The organism is uncultured Thiohalocapsa sp. (assembly GCF_913062725.1).
Lineage (GTDB): Bacteria > Pseudomonadota > Gammaproteobacteria > Chromatiales > Chromatiaceae > Thiohalocapsa.
Map to the genome: position 1 here is coordinate 1 of NZ_CAJXWY010000018.1, position 17,406 is coordinate 17,406.

11 protein-coding genes and 1 CRISPR repeat array are annotated in these 17,406 nt (G+C 61.9%); of the genes, 2 read left to right on the forward strand and 9 right to left on the reverse strand.

Annotated elements, in window-relative coordinates; translation table 11 throughout:
- Nucleotides 1-327: 327 nt before the first annotated feature.
- A CRISPR array of direct repeats spans nucleotides 328-4,471; the repeat unit is 28 nt; unit sequence CTCACAACCCCTCATGGGGATTTGGAAC.
- A gap of 810 nt (nucleotides 4,472-5,281) precedes the next feature.
- Genes cas2 through QZ588_RS06835 form a run of 8 tightly spaced genes read right to left on the reverse strand, consistent with a single transcriptional unit; the run spans nucleotide 5,282 to nucleotide 14,230 of the window.
- Nucleotides 5,282-5,584, reverse strand: a complete 303-nt coding sequence (cas2, locus tag QZ588_RS06800) for a CRISPR-associated endonuclease Cas2 (protein ID WP_295541155.1) — start codon at nucleotides 5,582-5,584, stop codon at nucleotides 5,282-5,284.
- Nucleotides 5,585-5,586: 2 nt separating this feature from the next.
- The gene (gene cas1 / locus QZ588_RS06805) at nucleotides 5,587-6,555 is read right to left on the reverse strand and encodes a CRISPR-associated endonuclease Cas1 (protein ID WP_295541157.1); all 969 of its coding nucleotides are present in this window, start codon (nucleotides 6,553-6,555) and stop codon (nucleotides 5,587-5,589) included.
- Nucleotides 6,555-7,103, reverse strand: a complete 549-nt coding sequence (locus tag QZ588_RS06810; protein ID WP_295541159.1) for a Dna2/Cas4 domain-containing protein — start codon at nucleotides 7,101-7,103, stop codon at nucleotides 6,555-6,557. Before QZ588_RS06810 ends, cas1 begins: the two co-directional genes overlap by 1 nt.
- Nucleotides 7,060-9,030, reverse strand: a complete 1,971-nt coding sequence (locus tag QZ588_RS06815) for a DEAD/DEAH box helicase (RefSeq protein ID WP_295541161.1) — start codon at nucleotides 9,028-9,030, stop codon at nucleotides 7,060-7,062. The genes QZ588_RS06810 and QZ588_RS06815 overlap by 44 nt, the downstream gene beginning before the upstream one ends.
- Nucleotides 9,021-9,650 (reverse strand): hypothetical protein, encoded by a 630-nt coding sequence (locus QZ588_RS06820; protein ID WP_295541163.1) that lies wholly within the window; start codon nucleotides 9,648-9,650, stop codon nucleotides 9,021-9,023. Before QZ588_RS06820 ends, QZ588_RS06815 begins: the two co-directional genes overlap by 10 nt.
- Nucleotides 9,647-10,639, reverse strand: a complete 993-nt coding sequence (locus QZ588_RS06825; RefSeq protein ID WP_295541165.1) for a type I-D CRISPR-associated protein Csc2 — start codon at nucleotides 10,637-10,639, stop codon at nucleotides 9,647-9,649. Before QZ588_RS06825 ends, QZ588_RS06820 begins: the two co-directional genes overlap by 4 nt.
- 13 nt (nucleotides 10,640-10,652) lie before the next feature.
- Nucleotides 10,653-13,436, reverse strand: a complete 2,784-nt coding sequence (locus tag QZ588_RS06830; RefSeq protein WP_295541167.1) for a hypothetical protein — start codon at nucleotides 13,434-13,436, stop codon at nucleotides 10,653-10,655.
- Between the two features lie 53 nt (nucleotides 13,437-13,489).
- Entirely contained in the window at nucleotides 13,490-14,230 is a 741-nt protein-coding gene (locus QZ588_RS06835) for a CRISPR-associated endoribonuclease Cas6 (RefSeq protein ID WP_295541169.1), read from the reverse strand.
- 58 nt (nucleotides 14,231-14,288) lie between these two features.
- Between QZ588_RS06835 and QZ588_RS06840 the strand changes: the two genes are divergently transcribed.
- Nucleotides 14,289-15,107, forward strand: coding sequence for a WYL domain-containing protein (locus tag QZ588_RS06840; RefSeq protein WP_295541171.1), 819 nt, complete (start codon nucleotides 14,289-14,291; stop codon nucleotides 15,105-15,107).
- Nucleotides 15,108-15,238: 131 nt separating this feature from the next.
- Here the strand turns inward: QZ588_RS06840 and QZ588_RS06845 are convergent, their stop codons facing one another.
- A complete protein-coding gene (locus tag QZ588_RS06845) occupies nucleotides 15,239-15,637 on the reverse strand; it encodes a helix-turn-helix domain-containing protein (protein WP_295541173.1) in 399 nt (132 codons plus the stop codon).
- Between the two features lie 433 nt (nucleotides 15,638-16,070).
- Here QZ588_RS06845 and QZ588_RS06850 point away from each other — a divergent pair, with 433 nt between their 5' ends.
- Nucleotides 16,071-17,390 carry an MFS transporter gene (locus QZ588_RS06850; RefSeq protein WP_295541175.1) on the forward strand — a complete coding sequence of 440 codons (1,320 nt, stop codon included), beginning with the start codon at nucleotides 16,071-16,073 and terminating at the stop codon, nucleotides 17,388-17,390.
- Nucleotides 17,391-17,406 lie beyond the last annotated feature (16 nt).

Here is a 17,406-nt window from a genome sequence, read left to right on the forward strand (position 1 = left end):
ACCTGCGCTGTGCGCAAGCGCTGCTGGCGTTCCAGCGCCTTGCCTTTCCAGCGATCACGCGCGTCGCGATAGAGACGCGCCAGCCGGGACACGGGGGTCTTCAGATCGTTCATGTGCGTCTTCTCCCCCGACGCTCACGACCACGGTCTTCAGCCAAGGCCGCTCGGGGGTGGTTTGGAGCCGACCCCTGCAGGCAGACTCCGGCGGGTCGGTTCCGCCATCGCTTCGGCAGCTTCTCATGCTGCCCGGTTAGCTCCTTGCCAACCGAAACCGCATTGCTGCGGCACACACACTTATCCTGGCACTGAGGGTCGCCGAGCTGGAAGTCTCACAACCCTCATGGGGATTTGGAGCTGGGCTTGCGCGCGGCGAGCTTGGCCTTGACCGAGGCCTCACAACCCCTCATGGAGATTTGGAACTGCTCGCCAACATGGCCGACGAGCTGCGTGCGCTGGCTCACAACCCCTCATGGAGATTTGGAACCGCCGACGCGGCATTCGATGTTGGCGCCTTCGCCTCCTCACAACCCCTCATGGGGATTTGGAACTAGTCAGTGCCGCTGGGGCCTAGCGTGACGACGGGGACTCACAACCCCTCATGGGGATTTGGAACCGAGGTGGGTCGCGACCATGATTACGACTGGGCCGTCTCACAACCCCTCATGGGGATTTGGAACGCTGTCGATCTCGAGGATGATGCGTTCGACCAAGGCTCACAACCCCTCATGGGGATTTGGAACCGATGGGGTCTTCAGTGTTGGCGATAGCCGTCGCGAACTCACAACCCCTCATGGGGATTTGGAACCATCGCTCAGGCCGTGCCCGGGCGCCCAGCCGCTCCACTCACAACCCCTCATGGGGATTTGGAACCTTGCGCCGTCTTCCCCTGGGGGGTTGGGGGGAGTTCTCACAACCCCTCATGGGGATTTGGAACAACATCTGGCTCGGTGAGCCTCGACGCACGGCCGACCTCACAACCCCTCATGGGGATTTGGAACGGGGCGCCACGGCAAGTCGATGTCGAATTGCGCCAACTCACAACCCCTCATGGGGATTTGGAACTTCGACAGGTGAGCCTGCCTGACACCATCACGACGTTCTCACAACCCCTCATGGGGATTTGGAACGATCGTCGCCATCGCGAGTTCGATCGTGGTGCGAATCTCACAACCCCTCATGGGGATTTGGAACCTAACCGGATGGCGATCGATGAGGACGACGACATCTCTCACAACCCCTCATGGGGATTTGGAACCTGGGCGTCGAGGGCGTCCAGATCGGATTGAGTGTACTCACAACCCCTCATGGGGATTTGGAACTAGCGGCACCCATCAACGCCATACCCAACCCAAAGACTCACAACCCCTCATGGGGATTTGGAACGGCGCTCGCAGCGCGGTGCCAGCGCTGCACGGCTTGTCTCACAACCCCTCATGGGGATTTGGAACGCACCGTGATGTCGATCGGCACCATAGACAAAGATCCTCACAACCCCTCATGGGGATTTGGAACGGGTTGGCTGTAGCCGTCGCCCGCCTCAGTGACATACTCACAACCCCTCATGGGGATTTGGAACCGCTGGTAATCTCGCTCTCGAGCATGTCCCGCACGCCTCACAACCCCTCATGGGGATTTGGAACCGGTGCGCAGCTCGCGCTCGCGCTGACGCCGGACGTCTCACAACCCCTCATGGGGATTTGGAACGCGGGCACGCCGCGGGTCTGGCCCTCGCGCAGGACGTCTCACAACCCCTCATGGGGATTTGGAACGCGCGCCGTGCGATGCCTTCTCAACGCCGGCCACCAGCTCACAACCCCTCATGGGGATTTGGAACGTCCTCGTCGTGGGTCCAGATATTGCGCGGTGCCATCTCACAACCCCTCATGGGGATTTGGAACGGCACCCATCGCGGGATGCCATAGCGGCTGCCCCACTCTCACAACCCCTCATGGGGATTTGGAACGCAGACGCGATCAGCCTCGATATGCTGCAGGCAGAACTCACAACCCCTCATGGGGATTTGGAACCGCCGTGCACCTGATCAGTAAGTCCGGCACTGTCGACTCACAACCCCTCATGGGGATTTGGAACGGCAGGGCACCCACCACAAGCGCTGATCGCCGTCAACTCACAACCCCTCATGGGGATTTGGAACGCGGGAGTGGTTCGAGCAGCTGACCGCCGAGAAGCTCTCACAACCCCTCATGGGGATTTGGAACCTGGCAGGGCACCCACCACAAGCGCTGATCGCCGTCAACTCACAACCCCTCATGGGGATTTGGAACGTATGATCCAGTCACCGACACTGGGTATTACGGCGACTCACAACCCCTCATGGGGATTTGGAACTGCCTAATCGCGCTTCATGGCGCGCTTCATGGCGCCTCACAACCCCTCATGGGGATTTGGAACCCGGGCCCATCTTCCGCCGCGCCAACCTGCTGACCGACTCACAACCCCTCATGGGGATTTGGAACCGTGCTTGTAGGCGTAGTCGGTGCGGCCCAGGACGTCTCACAACCCCTCATGGGGATTTGGAACAACCCTCGGTCAGCACGCCGACGTTGCACAATGCCGCTCACAACCCCTCATGGGGATTTGGAACCTTCCAGTCGCGGTGCGCCCGGACAGGCCGCCCAGCCTCACAACCCCTCATGGGGATTTGGAACCGGCGGCGGCACGACATGCCGGCGCGCGCGCGCCATCTCACAACCCCTCATGGGGATTTGGAACACACGTTTCAACGCAATCACATCGTCTATAGCGAGCCTCACAACCCCTCATGGGGATTTGGAACTCAGTGCGTCAAGAATGCCTCGCTGATAGGGCGCCCCTCACAACCCCTCATGGGGATTTGGAACCATCGCGCATCGGTGCGTCCATGTCGATAATCGTATCTCACAACCCCTCATGGGGATTTGGAACCCGCTTCGCCCGGCTCTTCCCAAGGCTCGCCGAGCTTCTCACAACCCCTCATGGGGATTTGGAACGGCTGGCCACCTTGGCGCCGTCTGGCACCACAAGGCCTCACAACCCCTCATGGGGATTTGGAACGGCCTTCGAGCGCCATGGCTTCATCTTTCATTCTGACTCACAACCCCTCATGGGGATTTGGAACCGGGCACTTCATCGGTGCCGGCGTCGCCCCAGTCGGCCTCACAACCCCTCATGGGGATTTGGAACGCGCGGCGCCGAGTAGCCGGTCGGCGCCGAGCTGCTTCTCACAACCCCTCATGGGGATTTGGAACGATGCGGCGAATGAAGGGCTGAATCGCACGCTACTCCTCACAACCCCTCATGGGGATTTGGAACCTCGCGGAGATCCGCGGCCTGCTGCGTGCTGAGATACTCACAACCCCTCATGGGGATTTGGAACTCAAGCTGCGCTATGCGATAGTCCATTGATGCCTCCCTCACAACCCCTCATGGGGATTTGGAACCCGTTGGCGTAGTACACGACGTAAGCGGCGGCAGTCACTCACAACCCCTCATGGGGATTTGGAACGTAGAGCTTGCCGGGCAACGTCAGGCATTCGTCCTTCTCACAACCCCTCATGGGGATTTGGAACGCGAGGCCGCCGAGTACTGCGGCGTCAGTCTTCGCACCTCACAACCCCTCATGGGGATTTGGAACCTCGATGCGCATTTGCTTGCGGGCGCGCAAGCATTTGCTCACAACCCCTCATGGGGATTTGGAACTTCCGTCACGCAGAATCAAATCTCAGGCTTTGAATCTCACAACCCCTCATGGGGATTTGGAACAAAGATGTGACAGGCGCTGATGCGCCCATCAGCATTCTCACAACCCCTCATGGGGATTTGGAACCTCGACATCCCGCTCGACGGCAAAGTCTACGCGGTCACCTCACAACCCCTCATGGGGATTTGGAACAGGCCGAGGTCAATCGGCTGGTGGCGAATGCGCTCGCTCACAACCCCTCATGGGGATTTGGAACCCGCGACGCGGCGCTCGTGGTCGCGCAGGATGATGTCCTCACAACCCCTCATGGGGATTTGGAACCGCCGGCGGCGGTCTCGCTGCCGTCGGCGCCATCCTCTCACAACCCCTCATGGGGATTTGGAACCATCGGGCGGGCCGTTGGCCCATGTCTGCTCCCAGCCTCACAACCCCTCATGGGGATTTGGAACGAAGGCGCGGATGCCCTGCACCTCGTCGGCCATGATCTCACAACCCCTCATGGGGATTTGGAACGCGGGCACGCCGCGGGTCTGGCCCTCGCGCAGGACGTCTCACAACCCCTCATGGGGATTTGGAACGCTTGGCGACCGCCTCATGCTGGTGCGGCAGGAGGTCCTCACAACCCCTCATGGGGATTTGGAACCGGCGACCGTGGCGGTGAGCTCGTGCTTGGGCCGCACCTCACAACCCCTCATGGGGATTTGGAACGTGAGAACGTGCCCGCGCGAGCGGGCTTTTTGTTGGCTCACAACCCCTCATGGGGATTTGGAACCCTCGTTACAGCAGCGAAGTGGGTGCCCCGCGCTGGGCTGAGGGCACGGATGCTTACCGTTCGAGCCTATCACTAGGACGTCGGAGCCACTACATTTTGACTTCAGTGCCGACCGACGTCTCCTCAAAAACATCGTGTCTGTTCAGGTTCACTGGCCAAAGCCCGGACGATCTGCGTGACTTTATACCCAGCCTGAGGTTTCGCTACGTGCGCCCCGAGCGCTTAACGAGTTGCCGCCGGTTGCGGTCGCGGCTGGCGAAGCACAGCCGCAACACCAGCAAGCCGCCGTGCTCGGACCCGTCGTTCATGTGGCCCTTGGCGTGTCCGTCTCGGTATAATAGTGGACGTAAGCCCAGCAGCGGGCAAGGGCATCCCGACATCACACTGACAGTGGCTGACGTGGTGCGGCATACGGCGGTGGCCCCTCCGTGCGCGACAGTGCAGCCCTCCAGCACATCGACGAGCACAAACCGCACCGCTCACGTCATCGAGGCTAGCGCGGTGAAGGGAAGAAACCGCCCAACCTCAAGCATATCGAGAGGATTCAAACACTCTTAGAGTACGTCCGGCGCTCCCCCGCTGATCTGGGCGTACCATTCGATAACACTCAAGCCGAATACGATGTGCGTCTGCCTTAGCTCAAGCAGGAAGTCTCAAACTGCGGCTGTCCGGCCACCGGCGCGCTGGGCCCTTCGCTGTCATCCGCGCCTATCTCTCCACCTCAGGCAAGCAATCGGCCCGTCTTTCCTCCGCCATCCTCGTCACCTTCCACGATAGTCCACCGACGCCCCGGCTGGGCTTGGTGAATGGTTACAGCACATGGAAGTCTGAGCGATGCCTGCGATCCTCCTCGCGTCGAATCTCTCCTTTCCCAGACGCATGCTTGGTCAGATGTACGACATTGACATTGTGACGATTGGCGGCGGTGATCTCTGTGATCCGATCCTCAGGAATCATCAACCCACTCAGTTCTCGGCGCAGCTGAATAGCGGCAGCTTCAGTGATATCGCCCGAAAAAACCGAGTACTGTTCGTGATTGAGATAGCGCCGTAACAACTTCCGAAAGATGTTGGTTCTTTTTGCCTCGACATCATAGGTCACGAGCATGAACATGATCAGGCCTTCCGCTTAAATGCGGCGTACTCTGCAACTCCAAGCACATGTCGCTCGATGCCGAGCGCCTCCCGATAGATCCATTCGCGGTAAGTGCGACCGGAATAGGCCTCTTCGAGCCGCTGGGAGAATTGTTCAGACACATATCTGCGCCCCGTCTCCGTCAAAAGACAGACACCATCCTGCAGCTCAAACCAATTATCGGCGAGCATACGCCGGCGGGCCATCCGGAAAATCAGCATATCGACGATCACCGGCTTGAACGGCTCGCACAGGTCCAAGCCCAACGATGCCCGGCGGTGTCCCGGTGCATGCAGCACGCTGAAGGCCGGCTCCAGGTGGGTCTTGCTGGCCTCATGCCGTGTGACTGCATAAGTGAGCTGATTCAAAAATGAGATCAGGCAATTGACTGGATTATTCGGTGGCCGCCGGACTCGTGGCGTAAAGTCCAGCGCCAGATCAATATGCTTCCAACCGCTGTAATACCACTCGTGAAGGTTGCCCTCGATGCCCATCAAAACCGCAGTGGTCTGGGCGGGACCGATCTTCGGAACCAGTTTCTGCATCCCCGCGATGATGGCGGCCAACGACTCGGCGCCGCGATAACGGTAATACCGGAGGTTTGCGAGCATGTTGTGGGCGGCGCCGCGCACGACTTCGCGGGCAACAGCCATGCGCCGCTTGTCATCCAGCAGCAACTCCGCCTGCTTGAGCTTGACCAGACCCGCAGGGTTATTTTCGATAGGCTCAAAAGCACCTTTACAGTAACCGTAATAGTCAAAAACGGATACCCGCACGCCATGCTTACCGCAAAGGATCAGCAGTCGACTGTTCAACTGCGCCTCGCCGAGCAGCACCAGATGACCGATGGACTCGATGGGTATCGAGCGCGTGCGCTCGCCAATGGTGATTGATAATGTATTCTCCCGCTGTTTCAGCCGTGCCTCGCGTGTAACGAATAGGGTTTCCATTAGTCATATCCACAGAAAGCAACCAGCGAACAGCTGGCACAGAGTCCAATACGCGGGGCATCCGGCACCCGCTCGCTAAGGAACAGCCGTTCGAGCCTCAGACTGTCTTCCCAAAGCCCGTCGAGCAGTGTGTCGTCGAGCCGCACTTCGCGCCAGCGCCGGTTGGTGAGCACCTGTACGCGCCCCGTCCAGGCGCGCCCGGTCGCAATGGATAACATCAGCGCGTAGAAGCCCACCTGGTGGTCTACCGCGCCCTGCGCGCCGCCGGTGCCCTTGTTTTCGAACACGATGGCCTCGCTCCAATCGACGCGATCCGGCGCCAGGCCAAACAGGCCGATCGTCGAGCGGTCACGCTTGTAATGAGTCGCCTGATGCGCAGCACCGGTCGCGACGTGGCTGTTCCACTGCGCGAAGTTGACCCGGTGCAGATACATCCAAGCCCGCCGTTCGCAGAGGTTGACATGCTGGAAATGCAGGCCGTGCAACTCCAAGCGGTCGACCCGCTCAGAGAATGCAGCTGACCGATTCCACTGGAATCTCTGGGTCATGTCCTGGAACCAAACCTGTGAGTTGAATGAGTTTCTGAGCGGCTTCGAAGGCCTCCGGCTCGTCATCCCACTCGACGCGGTATTGGTCGACGTCCGCGAGTGCCTTGCACCAGGCCAACGCCAACCCTTTCAGCGGGAGCAAGCGTGTTTCGCCGGTATGGGGGAAGTAGCAAACCCAGGTGCGCTCGGCGGAGTGCTCCTTGTCCTCGCGCCAGTAGTCGTCGAGATTGCCTGTGATGTGAATTTCGTCGCCATCATGCGTGCCTCGCTCATGGATTGTGGTTTCGCGCTGCAGCCAGACTCGCCCGAATTCGAACGCCTGGCCCCGTTCGTTCACCACCCGCACCCTCGGCTCAATGGTGCGCAGATCGAAGACCTGTTCACGCAAAAGCTTCAGCCAGCGCTCGACGTGCGCTTTGCAACCGGGCTGCGCCTCTAGTCGGCGGACGTCCTGCTCTAGCCGATACAAGGTCTTGCACGCGTCTGGTCGGTGCTTGAACAGGTGATCGCGCCGATGTTTGGAATAGCTCGGATGCGCCATCAGTACGTTCCAGTAGAGCCCGGCGCAGAAGCCGGCGCGCTTGGAAAGCTGGCCGAACGTGCCGGCGGCAAGCGGTTCGTTACCGGCGGCCTGGGTGGCGCGGCTCAACACATCTGTCAGCGCATCGATGCCGACCCGCTCGCCGGCATGAGCCTCGATGAAGGCTTGCACCTGCCGGAGCCAAGGGCTGCGCATCTGCTTGGCGCTATCCACGCGCAGCATGACCCGACCAGCCTCGCCGCGGCGGGCGGCGCGGCCGTAACGCTGCAGGAAGTGCATCGGTTCCAAGCCCGGCTCCATGAGCATGAAGTTGGCTTGACGGAAGGTGACACCCATTTCCACGCTGGCGGTCGCCAGGATCAGCCCGAAGTCATGCGGATTCTGCTTGCGCCCGAAGGCGAGGCCGGCATCGGTCAAGCCACGCGGCACGCTATCGCGGATACTGTTGATCACCAACACGCGCGACAGATCGATACCGCCCTCCGCCAGCTTCCAAGCGAGTGCAGTCAGCTCGCGCTCCAGATTTGCCACGGAATCGAAGATGGCCACGACTTGCCGTCCCTGCTCAAGTTCGTTGGCGACCGCGGGGAGGTATTTCAGGAGGACGGCCGATAGGGTCGCCTCGCCCTCCAAGGAGAGCACGACATCGCCATGGAGCGCGCGACCGTCGTCGACCAAGGTCTCGCTCAACAGCGCCACTTGATGCTCTGGCACACCCACCTGCGTCAGCGTCGGCAGCAGATCCAACGGTGTTGCGGACAAGAAGCTCAGCTTGGCACTACCGTAGCCTCGTACCCCGTCCTCCCGTTCCGCAGTCAGCAGGCGCGCGAAGACCGTCGCGAGCCCGAAGCCGCGCTCCTCGATGGTGTGGAATTCGTCGAAAACGATGTGGTCGAAATTGTCCAGCAGGTCGAAAACACCTATGCCGGCGCTGCCCGCCTGGAGCCGACGGCGGATCAACAAGGCGCTGACCACCTCCGGTACCGCAATGATCATCTCGCCATGGCCGGCGTAGGGTGTCAGCTCCTGCATCTGACGGAGTCGGTGGCCGCTGATGTTCACGACCCCGGTTTCCTTTAATGCCAAGGTCTGGTCGGAACTCCATAGGGCCACGGCGCGCTCGGCGCGCTGCCGGGGCCAGTCGCCGTGTACCAACTCCTGCACCAGGGCGCCGGCGAGGTTCTGCGCGAGGCGCCGGGTCGGTACGATGAACAGGATGCGTGCGTCCTGATCGACCAGGGCGCGCTGAAAGGCATAGCTCTTACCGGCACCGGTGGGTGCGTCGGCCACACGGATGGGGCGCTCATCGTGCAACAACGCCTGTTGCAACGGCGAAAGGCCATCAGAACCCTTGGCCACACAATGGCGAGCGATAGTCAGTTCCATCGGCGTACCTCTTCGGCCGCATCTTTCAGCGGCATTGGCTTGGTCAACTGCAGCCCGTAAAGCAGGAAGCGCTCGACCGCCAGTTCCTGCCCGAACAGCATCGCCGTGGCAGCGTTCAGCCGAACCCTGTCCACGGCCTCGTCTCGCTCGAGCTTTACCATGCCGTTGCGGTGCAGTCCGACGCGAATCACGATCTCCTCAGCGCCCACCACTTCAAACGGGTCCGGGCCGAACAGCGCCCCACGGAACTCGACCGCCGGCGGCACCTCCTGAATACTCCAGAACTGCTTGAGGTTACCCTTACTCACCACGTCGCGGAGCTTCTTCTGGAAACCGCCTTCCTCCTCCAGATTCAACCGTCTGGCGATGGGTGGCAGCAGCCGCGGCTGCTTTGTGGTGAGCACCGAGGCGCGCCAGGGCATTGCCAACCAATCACGCCTGTAGTCCTTCGGCGGCAGAGCGCACCAGGCACGCGCGTGCCCCAACGCGTTGGCCAGCCCGAAGCACAGCGCACTGTCGCTGATCAGCTCCGGCAGGGTCGCGGTACCACCCTGCACCGCCAGCGAGTGATAAGCGAACGGCGTCAGCGTGGTGGCTTTGAGCCCAGTGGAGGAGGTCATTTCTTGCCGCTCTCGAACCAGCCGTCAAACAGCCTAACCATTGCCTCGGCGGCCGCCCGATATTCCTGCTCCAGTTCGCCGCCAGGTGCGTTGAAGCCCTGGATCAGCCCATCCACCCACGCCTGCACATCGGCCCCTGGAATCACGGTCGTGTGCTTGGGCCTGAGTACCTCATCCAGTGCGGTCTTGGTCCGCTCGACGTCAGTCGCGTCATGGCCACCGACCGTTTTCAGCAGTTCGTAGGGTGAAGTCTCCGCTTGCTCGAAATTGTCAGCGTAGATACCGACGAAGTGGGTACGCACGTTGATGCCCGTCACCGATGTCTGCCCGCCATAGCTGCCGGCGAGCCCCACCGAGAGCAACAGGTGCTTGAGCCCGATAGGCGGCAGCAGCTTGCCGCGGGTTGAGAGCACCTGCACCAGCAGCGCGCCTGGGCTGACGAAATGGCGGCTGAACAGGTTGTCGGTGTTCTTCTTCGACTCCGCATCCCACAGGGTACCGTGCTCGAAGCCGCGGTTGTGGAAGCTCTCGCCGACCACGTGATACTTAGGCCGTAGGCTGAGCGCGTCCGAGTAGTTCACGGCGGCGCGCACTGGGAGTACCTTGCTGTCGTGATTGGCCGAGTCGCCAAACACCAGCGTATTCAGATCGAACGCCTCGGAGGCCTTAGATCCTTTCGGAATGGCCGTGCGGTTCTGCGGATAGCGGCCACCGGCGTTCATCGCCCGCAGAATCTGCAAGCCGCGCCCGCGTTCCGGGTATTTGAACTTGTTTGGGATGGCGCGAACCCAAGTGTCTTGGTGGAACTCAATGTCCGTGATTTCCTGCTCCGCGTTGCGGATCACGAGCGGTGCGATGACCTCCCGCAGCAGTACGACCGCAACACAGCCGAGGTTCTTGCGCTTGGGATGCAGATAGCTGTCCTTGTCACCCTGGCTCTCTTCGAGCAGCTGGTCCAGTCGGGGCAGATAGTCGTTCAGGCTTTCCATGGGTTGGCTCCGGTCAGTCAGCGTTCTCGGTCGTGGTCTCGGGCTCGGCGTCGCTCTTTGGACGCGGTGCAGTGAGGAAGGACATGCGATAGATGCCAGCGAGCACCCGCCGGCTGGCTTGTGCGGGCGGACGGCCGTTGAGCACGTCGAACCAGACGGTCTCGACGAAACGCCGCGCGAACGCAACGAAGGCATCTTGAAGGGTTTCCCCGTCGCGATTCTTGGCCGCTGCGATCTTCTGCTTGCGCGTCAAGTTAGTCTCCAACTCGCCAGCAACGGCCATGGTCAAGGACTCGGCGTCTCGCTGACCGAGCTTCCAGGCGCCGATCGCCGTCTCGAGGCTCAAATTGAAGCTCAGCAGTTCCTCGTTGGCCGACGCTCCGCCACGCGGGCGCTGTTGGATGCGCGCCGCGGCGCGGCCCAGCTCGACCAAGGGTGCTTCGGTATCACTCATCAGGGGTTCCTCCATCAATTGCTCAAATTCCCGCCGGAAGCGACCGCTGCGGTCTGCTTGACCGTCCTTCGCGTCGTCGTGAAGTTGCGCCCAGGCCATGCAAACCGCGCCCAAGCGCGTCATCGGCCGGGCGTAGCGATCGAACACCTCAAAGCCGAGTCCATTAGTACTCAGGATCAGATTCGCGCTCTCCAGGCGCTCCAGCGCTGTCGGAATCTGCTCAAGCCGCAACCGGCTGCCGCCGATGAGGTCCGCTAGGCGGCGCGGCATGGCGTCGAATGCAAAGAAGGCACGTTCAGGGCTCGGCAGACCGCGAAAGAGGTGAATGGGTCGACCGAAGCGCAGTGTGGATTGCAGTAGCAATCGCAGTTGATCGACTTGGCCTTCTGTGCGCTCCGGCATGCGCTCAAAGCGGGCAACGCGATAGCGGTGGCGATAGGCGTCGAAGCCCCGATAGACCCGGCCCTTGGAGATTTGCTCTCTGGCTAGGTCATAGACCGAGAGACTGCCGAAGTCGGCCTCGTTGTCCAGCGCGAGCGCAGCGAACAGCCCGGTGGTCGAGGGCGAGGAAAGCAGCGTCGGGATGCCATCCGGCTTACCTCCCGCCGCGGCATGCATGTGCGACCGAAACCGGTGCTCGGCGTACGAAACCGGCGAAACTTGCGCCTCGCCCTGCGCGGAGTCGATGTCTTCCAGCCGTCCGTCTCGCCCGGAGAAGGCGGACTTCTTGACCTCGTAGAGCTTGTCCGCCGGGGTGAAGGTCGCTCGCTGCGTCAGCGGTTGATCGGTGAACAGGCAACGTTTGTTGCCGGCCCCCTCAGCGCAAACCAGGCGGTTCGCGATTGCGGCGGCAAAGTGCTCCGTCACCGCGTCCACAATTGGACCACCTTTACTCGCGATGGTGTCGCGCAGGCCGCGATCCCCCTCCGGCCCTTCAAGCCAGCGTTGAAGCAGACCCTCCTCACCCCAGACGCGCTGCAGGACCTCGGCATCTACGCTGGCGACTGCGACAGCCCAAAGTCCAGTGAAAACCTGCCGCGAGATGCGGTCCGATAGCGCGGCGATCCATTGCGGCCGCTCGGCGCCGACCGCCTCCAAGAGTTGCAGCTCTCGGGTTTCGTAGTCCGGCAACTCCTTAACCTGTTTATGATTGAGCAACACCAGCAGGTGTGCCGCACGCCGCAGGTGCAGCTGCGCCGGCGCCGGCAGCTCGCCCGGCGACGGAAACGGCGTCAGGGTCTGCCCAGTCGCTTTCGGCCACGCCGGCGAGAGACCCAATCCGCCGAGCAACTCATCGAGGTTTGCGGTGTGAACCGCATCGGCGAAGCTCGCCTTGACCAGGAACAGCCGGCTGAAGTCCCGGTCCAGGGACGCCTTCGCCATGTAATCCAGCAGATCCTCGTGATCCGGCTGGGCGTCCAGTAGCTCCGGTACCGCCCGCACCGACACATTGATCCGCAGCTGGAACAGCGCCCGAGTGAGCTTCCTTCCGAGCCGCTTGATTCCCTCTTGTTTGATCTCCTCGGCCTGCTCCGCCGGGATCAGCATCACCAGCCGCCCATCCTGATGGATCTCGATCAGCGGCGGAACCTCCGCCAGACGCTCGCATTGTGCCGACAGGTAGCGCTGCAGCTCATCGACCAAGAAAGGATGGTGTGGATCAAACAGGTCGATTGTTGCCAAGCTCTTCAGAAAATCGGCAGACAGCGTGTCATCCGTGCTCAGTCGCTCGAGTACGGCATCAATACCTTCTTTGAGCCAGAGTCCGTCCAGCTTATCGGCTAGGGCCACATAGCGCATCAGATGTCGGATAGTGCGCGACGGAGCCGTCACAGCGGGACTGCGGTGACCTTGGCTTACCTCGACATGCTCGATCAACGCCCGGACTTGATCCGGCTGCATGGCGTGATCCGGCCCGACAAAATCACCAAGGCCATAGTGACTCCAGCGCGCCGCGAGCGGCTCCAGCGGTAGCGCAGTGTCGCGGGCCAGCTCAAGATCCTTGTCCAGGTCGTGCAAGAAGGCGATGGCTGCGACAACGCGCAGCTGCGACCGGAAGATGTTTCGATCCAGCTCCGGATTGGCCGCCAGCGTATCCAGTGCTGCGAAGGTGACGGCGCCACGCACCACTGACAGCAGGTGATCGAGCAGCGTGACGTTGGTGCTCTCGGCATAGCGCGCGCGGATCTGCGGGTCCGCCGCCCAGCCGCCCTTACCGCTGAGGGTCATGAGCCGCACTGGGCGGACGTCGATGTCACGCGCGGCAGCGACTTTCTTGCGTTTCTGCTCCGATAAGGCACCGACCCGATCCATCAGCACATGCGCTTCGATGACATCCCGCATGAAGGCCTCATAGACCTCTGTTGCCAATGCAATCGCTTCCTGCCGTGTAGCGCTCATCGTCCCACTCCTTCTTCCGCCAGTCCGAGGCAGCCGAAGCCGTTGCGAGTCTTCTCGCCGAGCCCGGCGTACCAGGCCAACAGCAGATCCTCGCGACTCCCAGTCAGCACGAGCGGCGCCTGCATACCGATGACAAACGCAGCACGCCCATTGCGCATGCGCTTGGTGCTCACAAGCACCGAATGCCTGGGGTTGGCCCGCAAGTACAGGCTGTCTGGCTGCACGCTGAGCGCGACTGTGCGCCCGACGATCCTGCTCAGCCTGACGTTGGCTGCGGCGGATAAATCCACTTGGTCGAGTTGGGTCAACCAGCGTTTGCGCTGCGTGCCTGGCGCGCTGAGCGCGATGGGTGAGAGCGTCAGCACGCCGAGACTGCCTGGGTCAGTGCAGACCGGAGGCGGCTCGGTCGACACGGATGCAGCAGAGAAATCGATCAGCTCGCCAGTGGACGCCCGCGCGTAACGCACCGCCGCCGGCTGTAGCGCGGTCAGGGCGTCAGCCAGTACGGTGCTTGGCGTGGAAATCACAAGACCGTGTACTTGCCCCACATGCGCCCGATGGTAGCCCAGCGCTGCAAAGGTCCAGGGCTCCGCGGCGGCGCCGACAACCTGCGCTGATGTTGCACCAGCCGTAATCAGTGCGTTGACAATGGCGTCGTGTAACAGATCTTGGTGCTGGTAAGCGGCCCACCGCCCTCGTGGTAGCGACAGTCGGATCCGATTCATGGCTTCCCCCATCGGTGACTTGCGCTACACTGTAGCCCAGAACTTTCACCATGACGATGGTAGATCTGTCATGAAACATGACATGTTGCGACGATTTGCTTTTATCGAAGCACGCCTGCTCTGGGCCGGCGGGCTCACCGCGAACGAACTGGCGGCCGCGTTTGGCATCGCTCGACAGAACGCTCAGCAAACCATCAGCGCATACGCGAAGCAGCACCCTGGGCAGTTAGAGCACAGCACCCGACAGCGTCGCCAGGTGCCCACGGACGGTTTTAAGGCGCTGTACGTCCGCGAAGACGTCTGTCGGTTTCTCGACTACCAGCGGGCCGCGAGCTATACCGCCCGCTTCCACGATGAGCCTGATTGGGCTGACCTGCCCTTCACCGACGCCGATGCCTTCGCGCGGCCGCTCTACGATCAGCACGCAGCCCGAACTGCCCTCACGGCACTGAGGCGCCAGGCGGTCGTGCTTATCGGCTACTGGGCGATGTCCGGCGCCCGCACGCGACGCATCTCACCGCATCACCTCGTGCACGCCGACGCGCGCTATCACCTGCGCGCTTTCTGCCATGAGACGCAGCAGTTCCTCGATTTCAACCTTGCCCGAATCGTCAATGCTGAACTGTCGAAGGAGGACTGGGTTTCTGCCGCGAACGACACCCACTGGCACGAGCGCGTCGACCTGGAATTTGAGATCAACCCGCAACTGCCCAGCGAGGCACAAGCCGCGCTGAGACAAGATCATGTCAGAGCTGGGGAAACGACGATGAAGGTGCGGGGCGTGCGCAGAGCGATTGCCTACTACGTAAAGCGACGATTCGCGCGTATCGACGAGCGCTATGACATGCGGCTTTGGTGGCCAGTACCGAGGGAACTCGGTACGAACTAACTGGCCGGAGGCGTCTGGATGAACTTGCGCTATTCGTGAACCTTCCGAGCTTCACGCGATTGTCCGCGTTATCATCTCGACAGAAAATACATCGACCGCCAAACACAAACGGTCGATGGCTGTCACGCGCGCTAATCGCCGTGGCTCGCCCTGCCCCGGTTGCCGGCAGGCGACGGTGGCGGCTGGTGCTGCACGGCTTCGGCACAGGTGAGCACAAATCGCCGGGACGGCGCGTCGACCTGGCGGAAGACGTCGAGCAACAGCAATTCGTCTTCCGTAAAGGAGGTGGCTTCGTCTTCGTTCAGGCACAGCAGGTAGGCGGCGCTGACGTTGCCCAGCGCCCGGGCAAGGCTTTGTGCGCCCTCGACGCTGAGGCGTCGGATGCCCTGCTCGTAGTTGCTGATGCGGGATTTGCTGTAGACGCCGTCGGTCAGTTCCGCGAGCTCGGCGAGGCTGAGCCGCCGGGCGTGGCGGGCGGCCCGCAGTCGCAGGCCAATGCGGCGTGTCAGTTCTTGCTCTGAGTCGTTCATTGTCTGTTACCCATATTTGGTTTGCAGGGAGTGACTATTCTACACCAGAGGGGCGCGAACGTACACAATCTATTTTGCCACCGCGATGGCACAACGGTGTCTGGGCGCAGGCTGTCGCGTGCTCTGTCCAGGACTCCGGCTGCGCTCGTTTCGTGTTTCCTTGATGCAAGCGCCATCGGCAGCACTGGGCTGCCCTTCGGCGCTCACGCCCCCCGTGTGCACCCGCGGCGTCCGTCTTGTCCACCGACACCGCCCTCCGGCATTGGCCCCCGGCGACACGCGCACACGTGCACCAGGGCAGGTCAATGTGCACGCTTCATGCCTTGAGCGTAACGGTTCCCTGTTGATTTCAGTGGATTTTCGCCATTGCGCCTCACAGCCCCAGTCCGTACGGTGATATGCCTCCCATGTGTTTTGACCCTGAGAATGACCCATGAGCGATGCCGCCGTTGCCACGCTGGACGAGCCGATATCAGCCCCCACGCCGGTACGCACCATCGCCGCCGGCGCCATCGGCAACGTGATCGAGTGGTACGACTTCTCGCTCTACGGCTACATGGCCGTTGTCATTTCCCAGCTCTTTTTTCCGCACGACAACGCACTGGTCTCTCTGATTGCCACCTACGGGGTCTTCGCCGCGGGTTTCATCATGCGCCCCCTTGGTGCTTTTGTCTTTGGTCATCTTGGTGATCGCTTGGGGCGCAAGTCGGTGCTGGTGATTTCGGTACTGATGATGGTGATGCCGACGATCCTGCTCGGGCTGCTGCCCACCTATGCGCAGTGGGGCGTTTGGGCAGCCGTGGCGCTGGTCGCCATCCGCATGATCCAAGGCCTGTCGGTTGGCGGCGAATTCTCCGGATCTGCAACCTACCTGGCGGAGACGGCGTCACCCAACCGCCGCGGCTTTGCCGCCAGCTGGGCCAACATCGGCTCGCTGACCGGTATGCTCCTGGGCGCTGCCACCCCAGCCATTACCATGGCGGTGCTGAGCGAGACGCAGGTGCAGACCTGGGGCTGGCGTATTCCGTTCTTGCTCGGTGGCCTGATTGGCATCGTCGCGCTGTTACTGCGGCGCGGACTCCCGGAGCCCGAGCCGGGCGACATCGAGCCGAGCACGGATGAGGTCGGGGCCCGCAGCGGCGAGCATCCCTTGATGAGCCTGGTGCGCTCGGAGCCCTGGGTGATGCTGCGGGCGGTGATCTATGCCGCCGGCTATGGCGTGCTCTTCTACATCCCGATGGTCTATCTGCCTACCTGGTTGTCGATGTATACCGCCATCGATCTACATGAGGCCCTGTTCATTGCCACCGCCGCCATGGGCCTGCAGATCATCGTCATTCCCCTTGCGGGCTATGTTTCAGACACCCTGATCAAGCGCACGCATCTGCTCGCCGGCACCTTCGTTGTGATGGCAGCGGTGGTGGCCCCGCTCTACGTGCTCGCCGGCGGCGGCGCCTTGTGGGAAGCCGTCATCGCACTGCTGGTGTTCGCCGCCATCGTCGCCGTGCCGCTCGGGGTCACGCCCGCACTGATGGCCGAATCGTTCAGCCGGCGCCACCGGCTCACCGGCTACTCGGTTTCTTTCAACCTCGGCTTTGGTATCGCCGGTGGCACCGCCCCCATGGTGGCGACCTGGCTGATTCACAGCACCGGCCTCAGGCTGGCGCCGGCCTTTTACCTGGTGGCCTGCGCCGCCATCGGCGCGATAGCCCTATTAACCATGCGGGACTGGAGCCGATCACCGTTGCGCTGAAATCACGTCCCGCGCA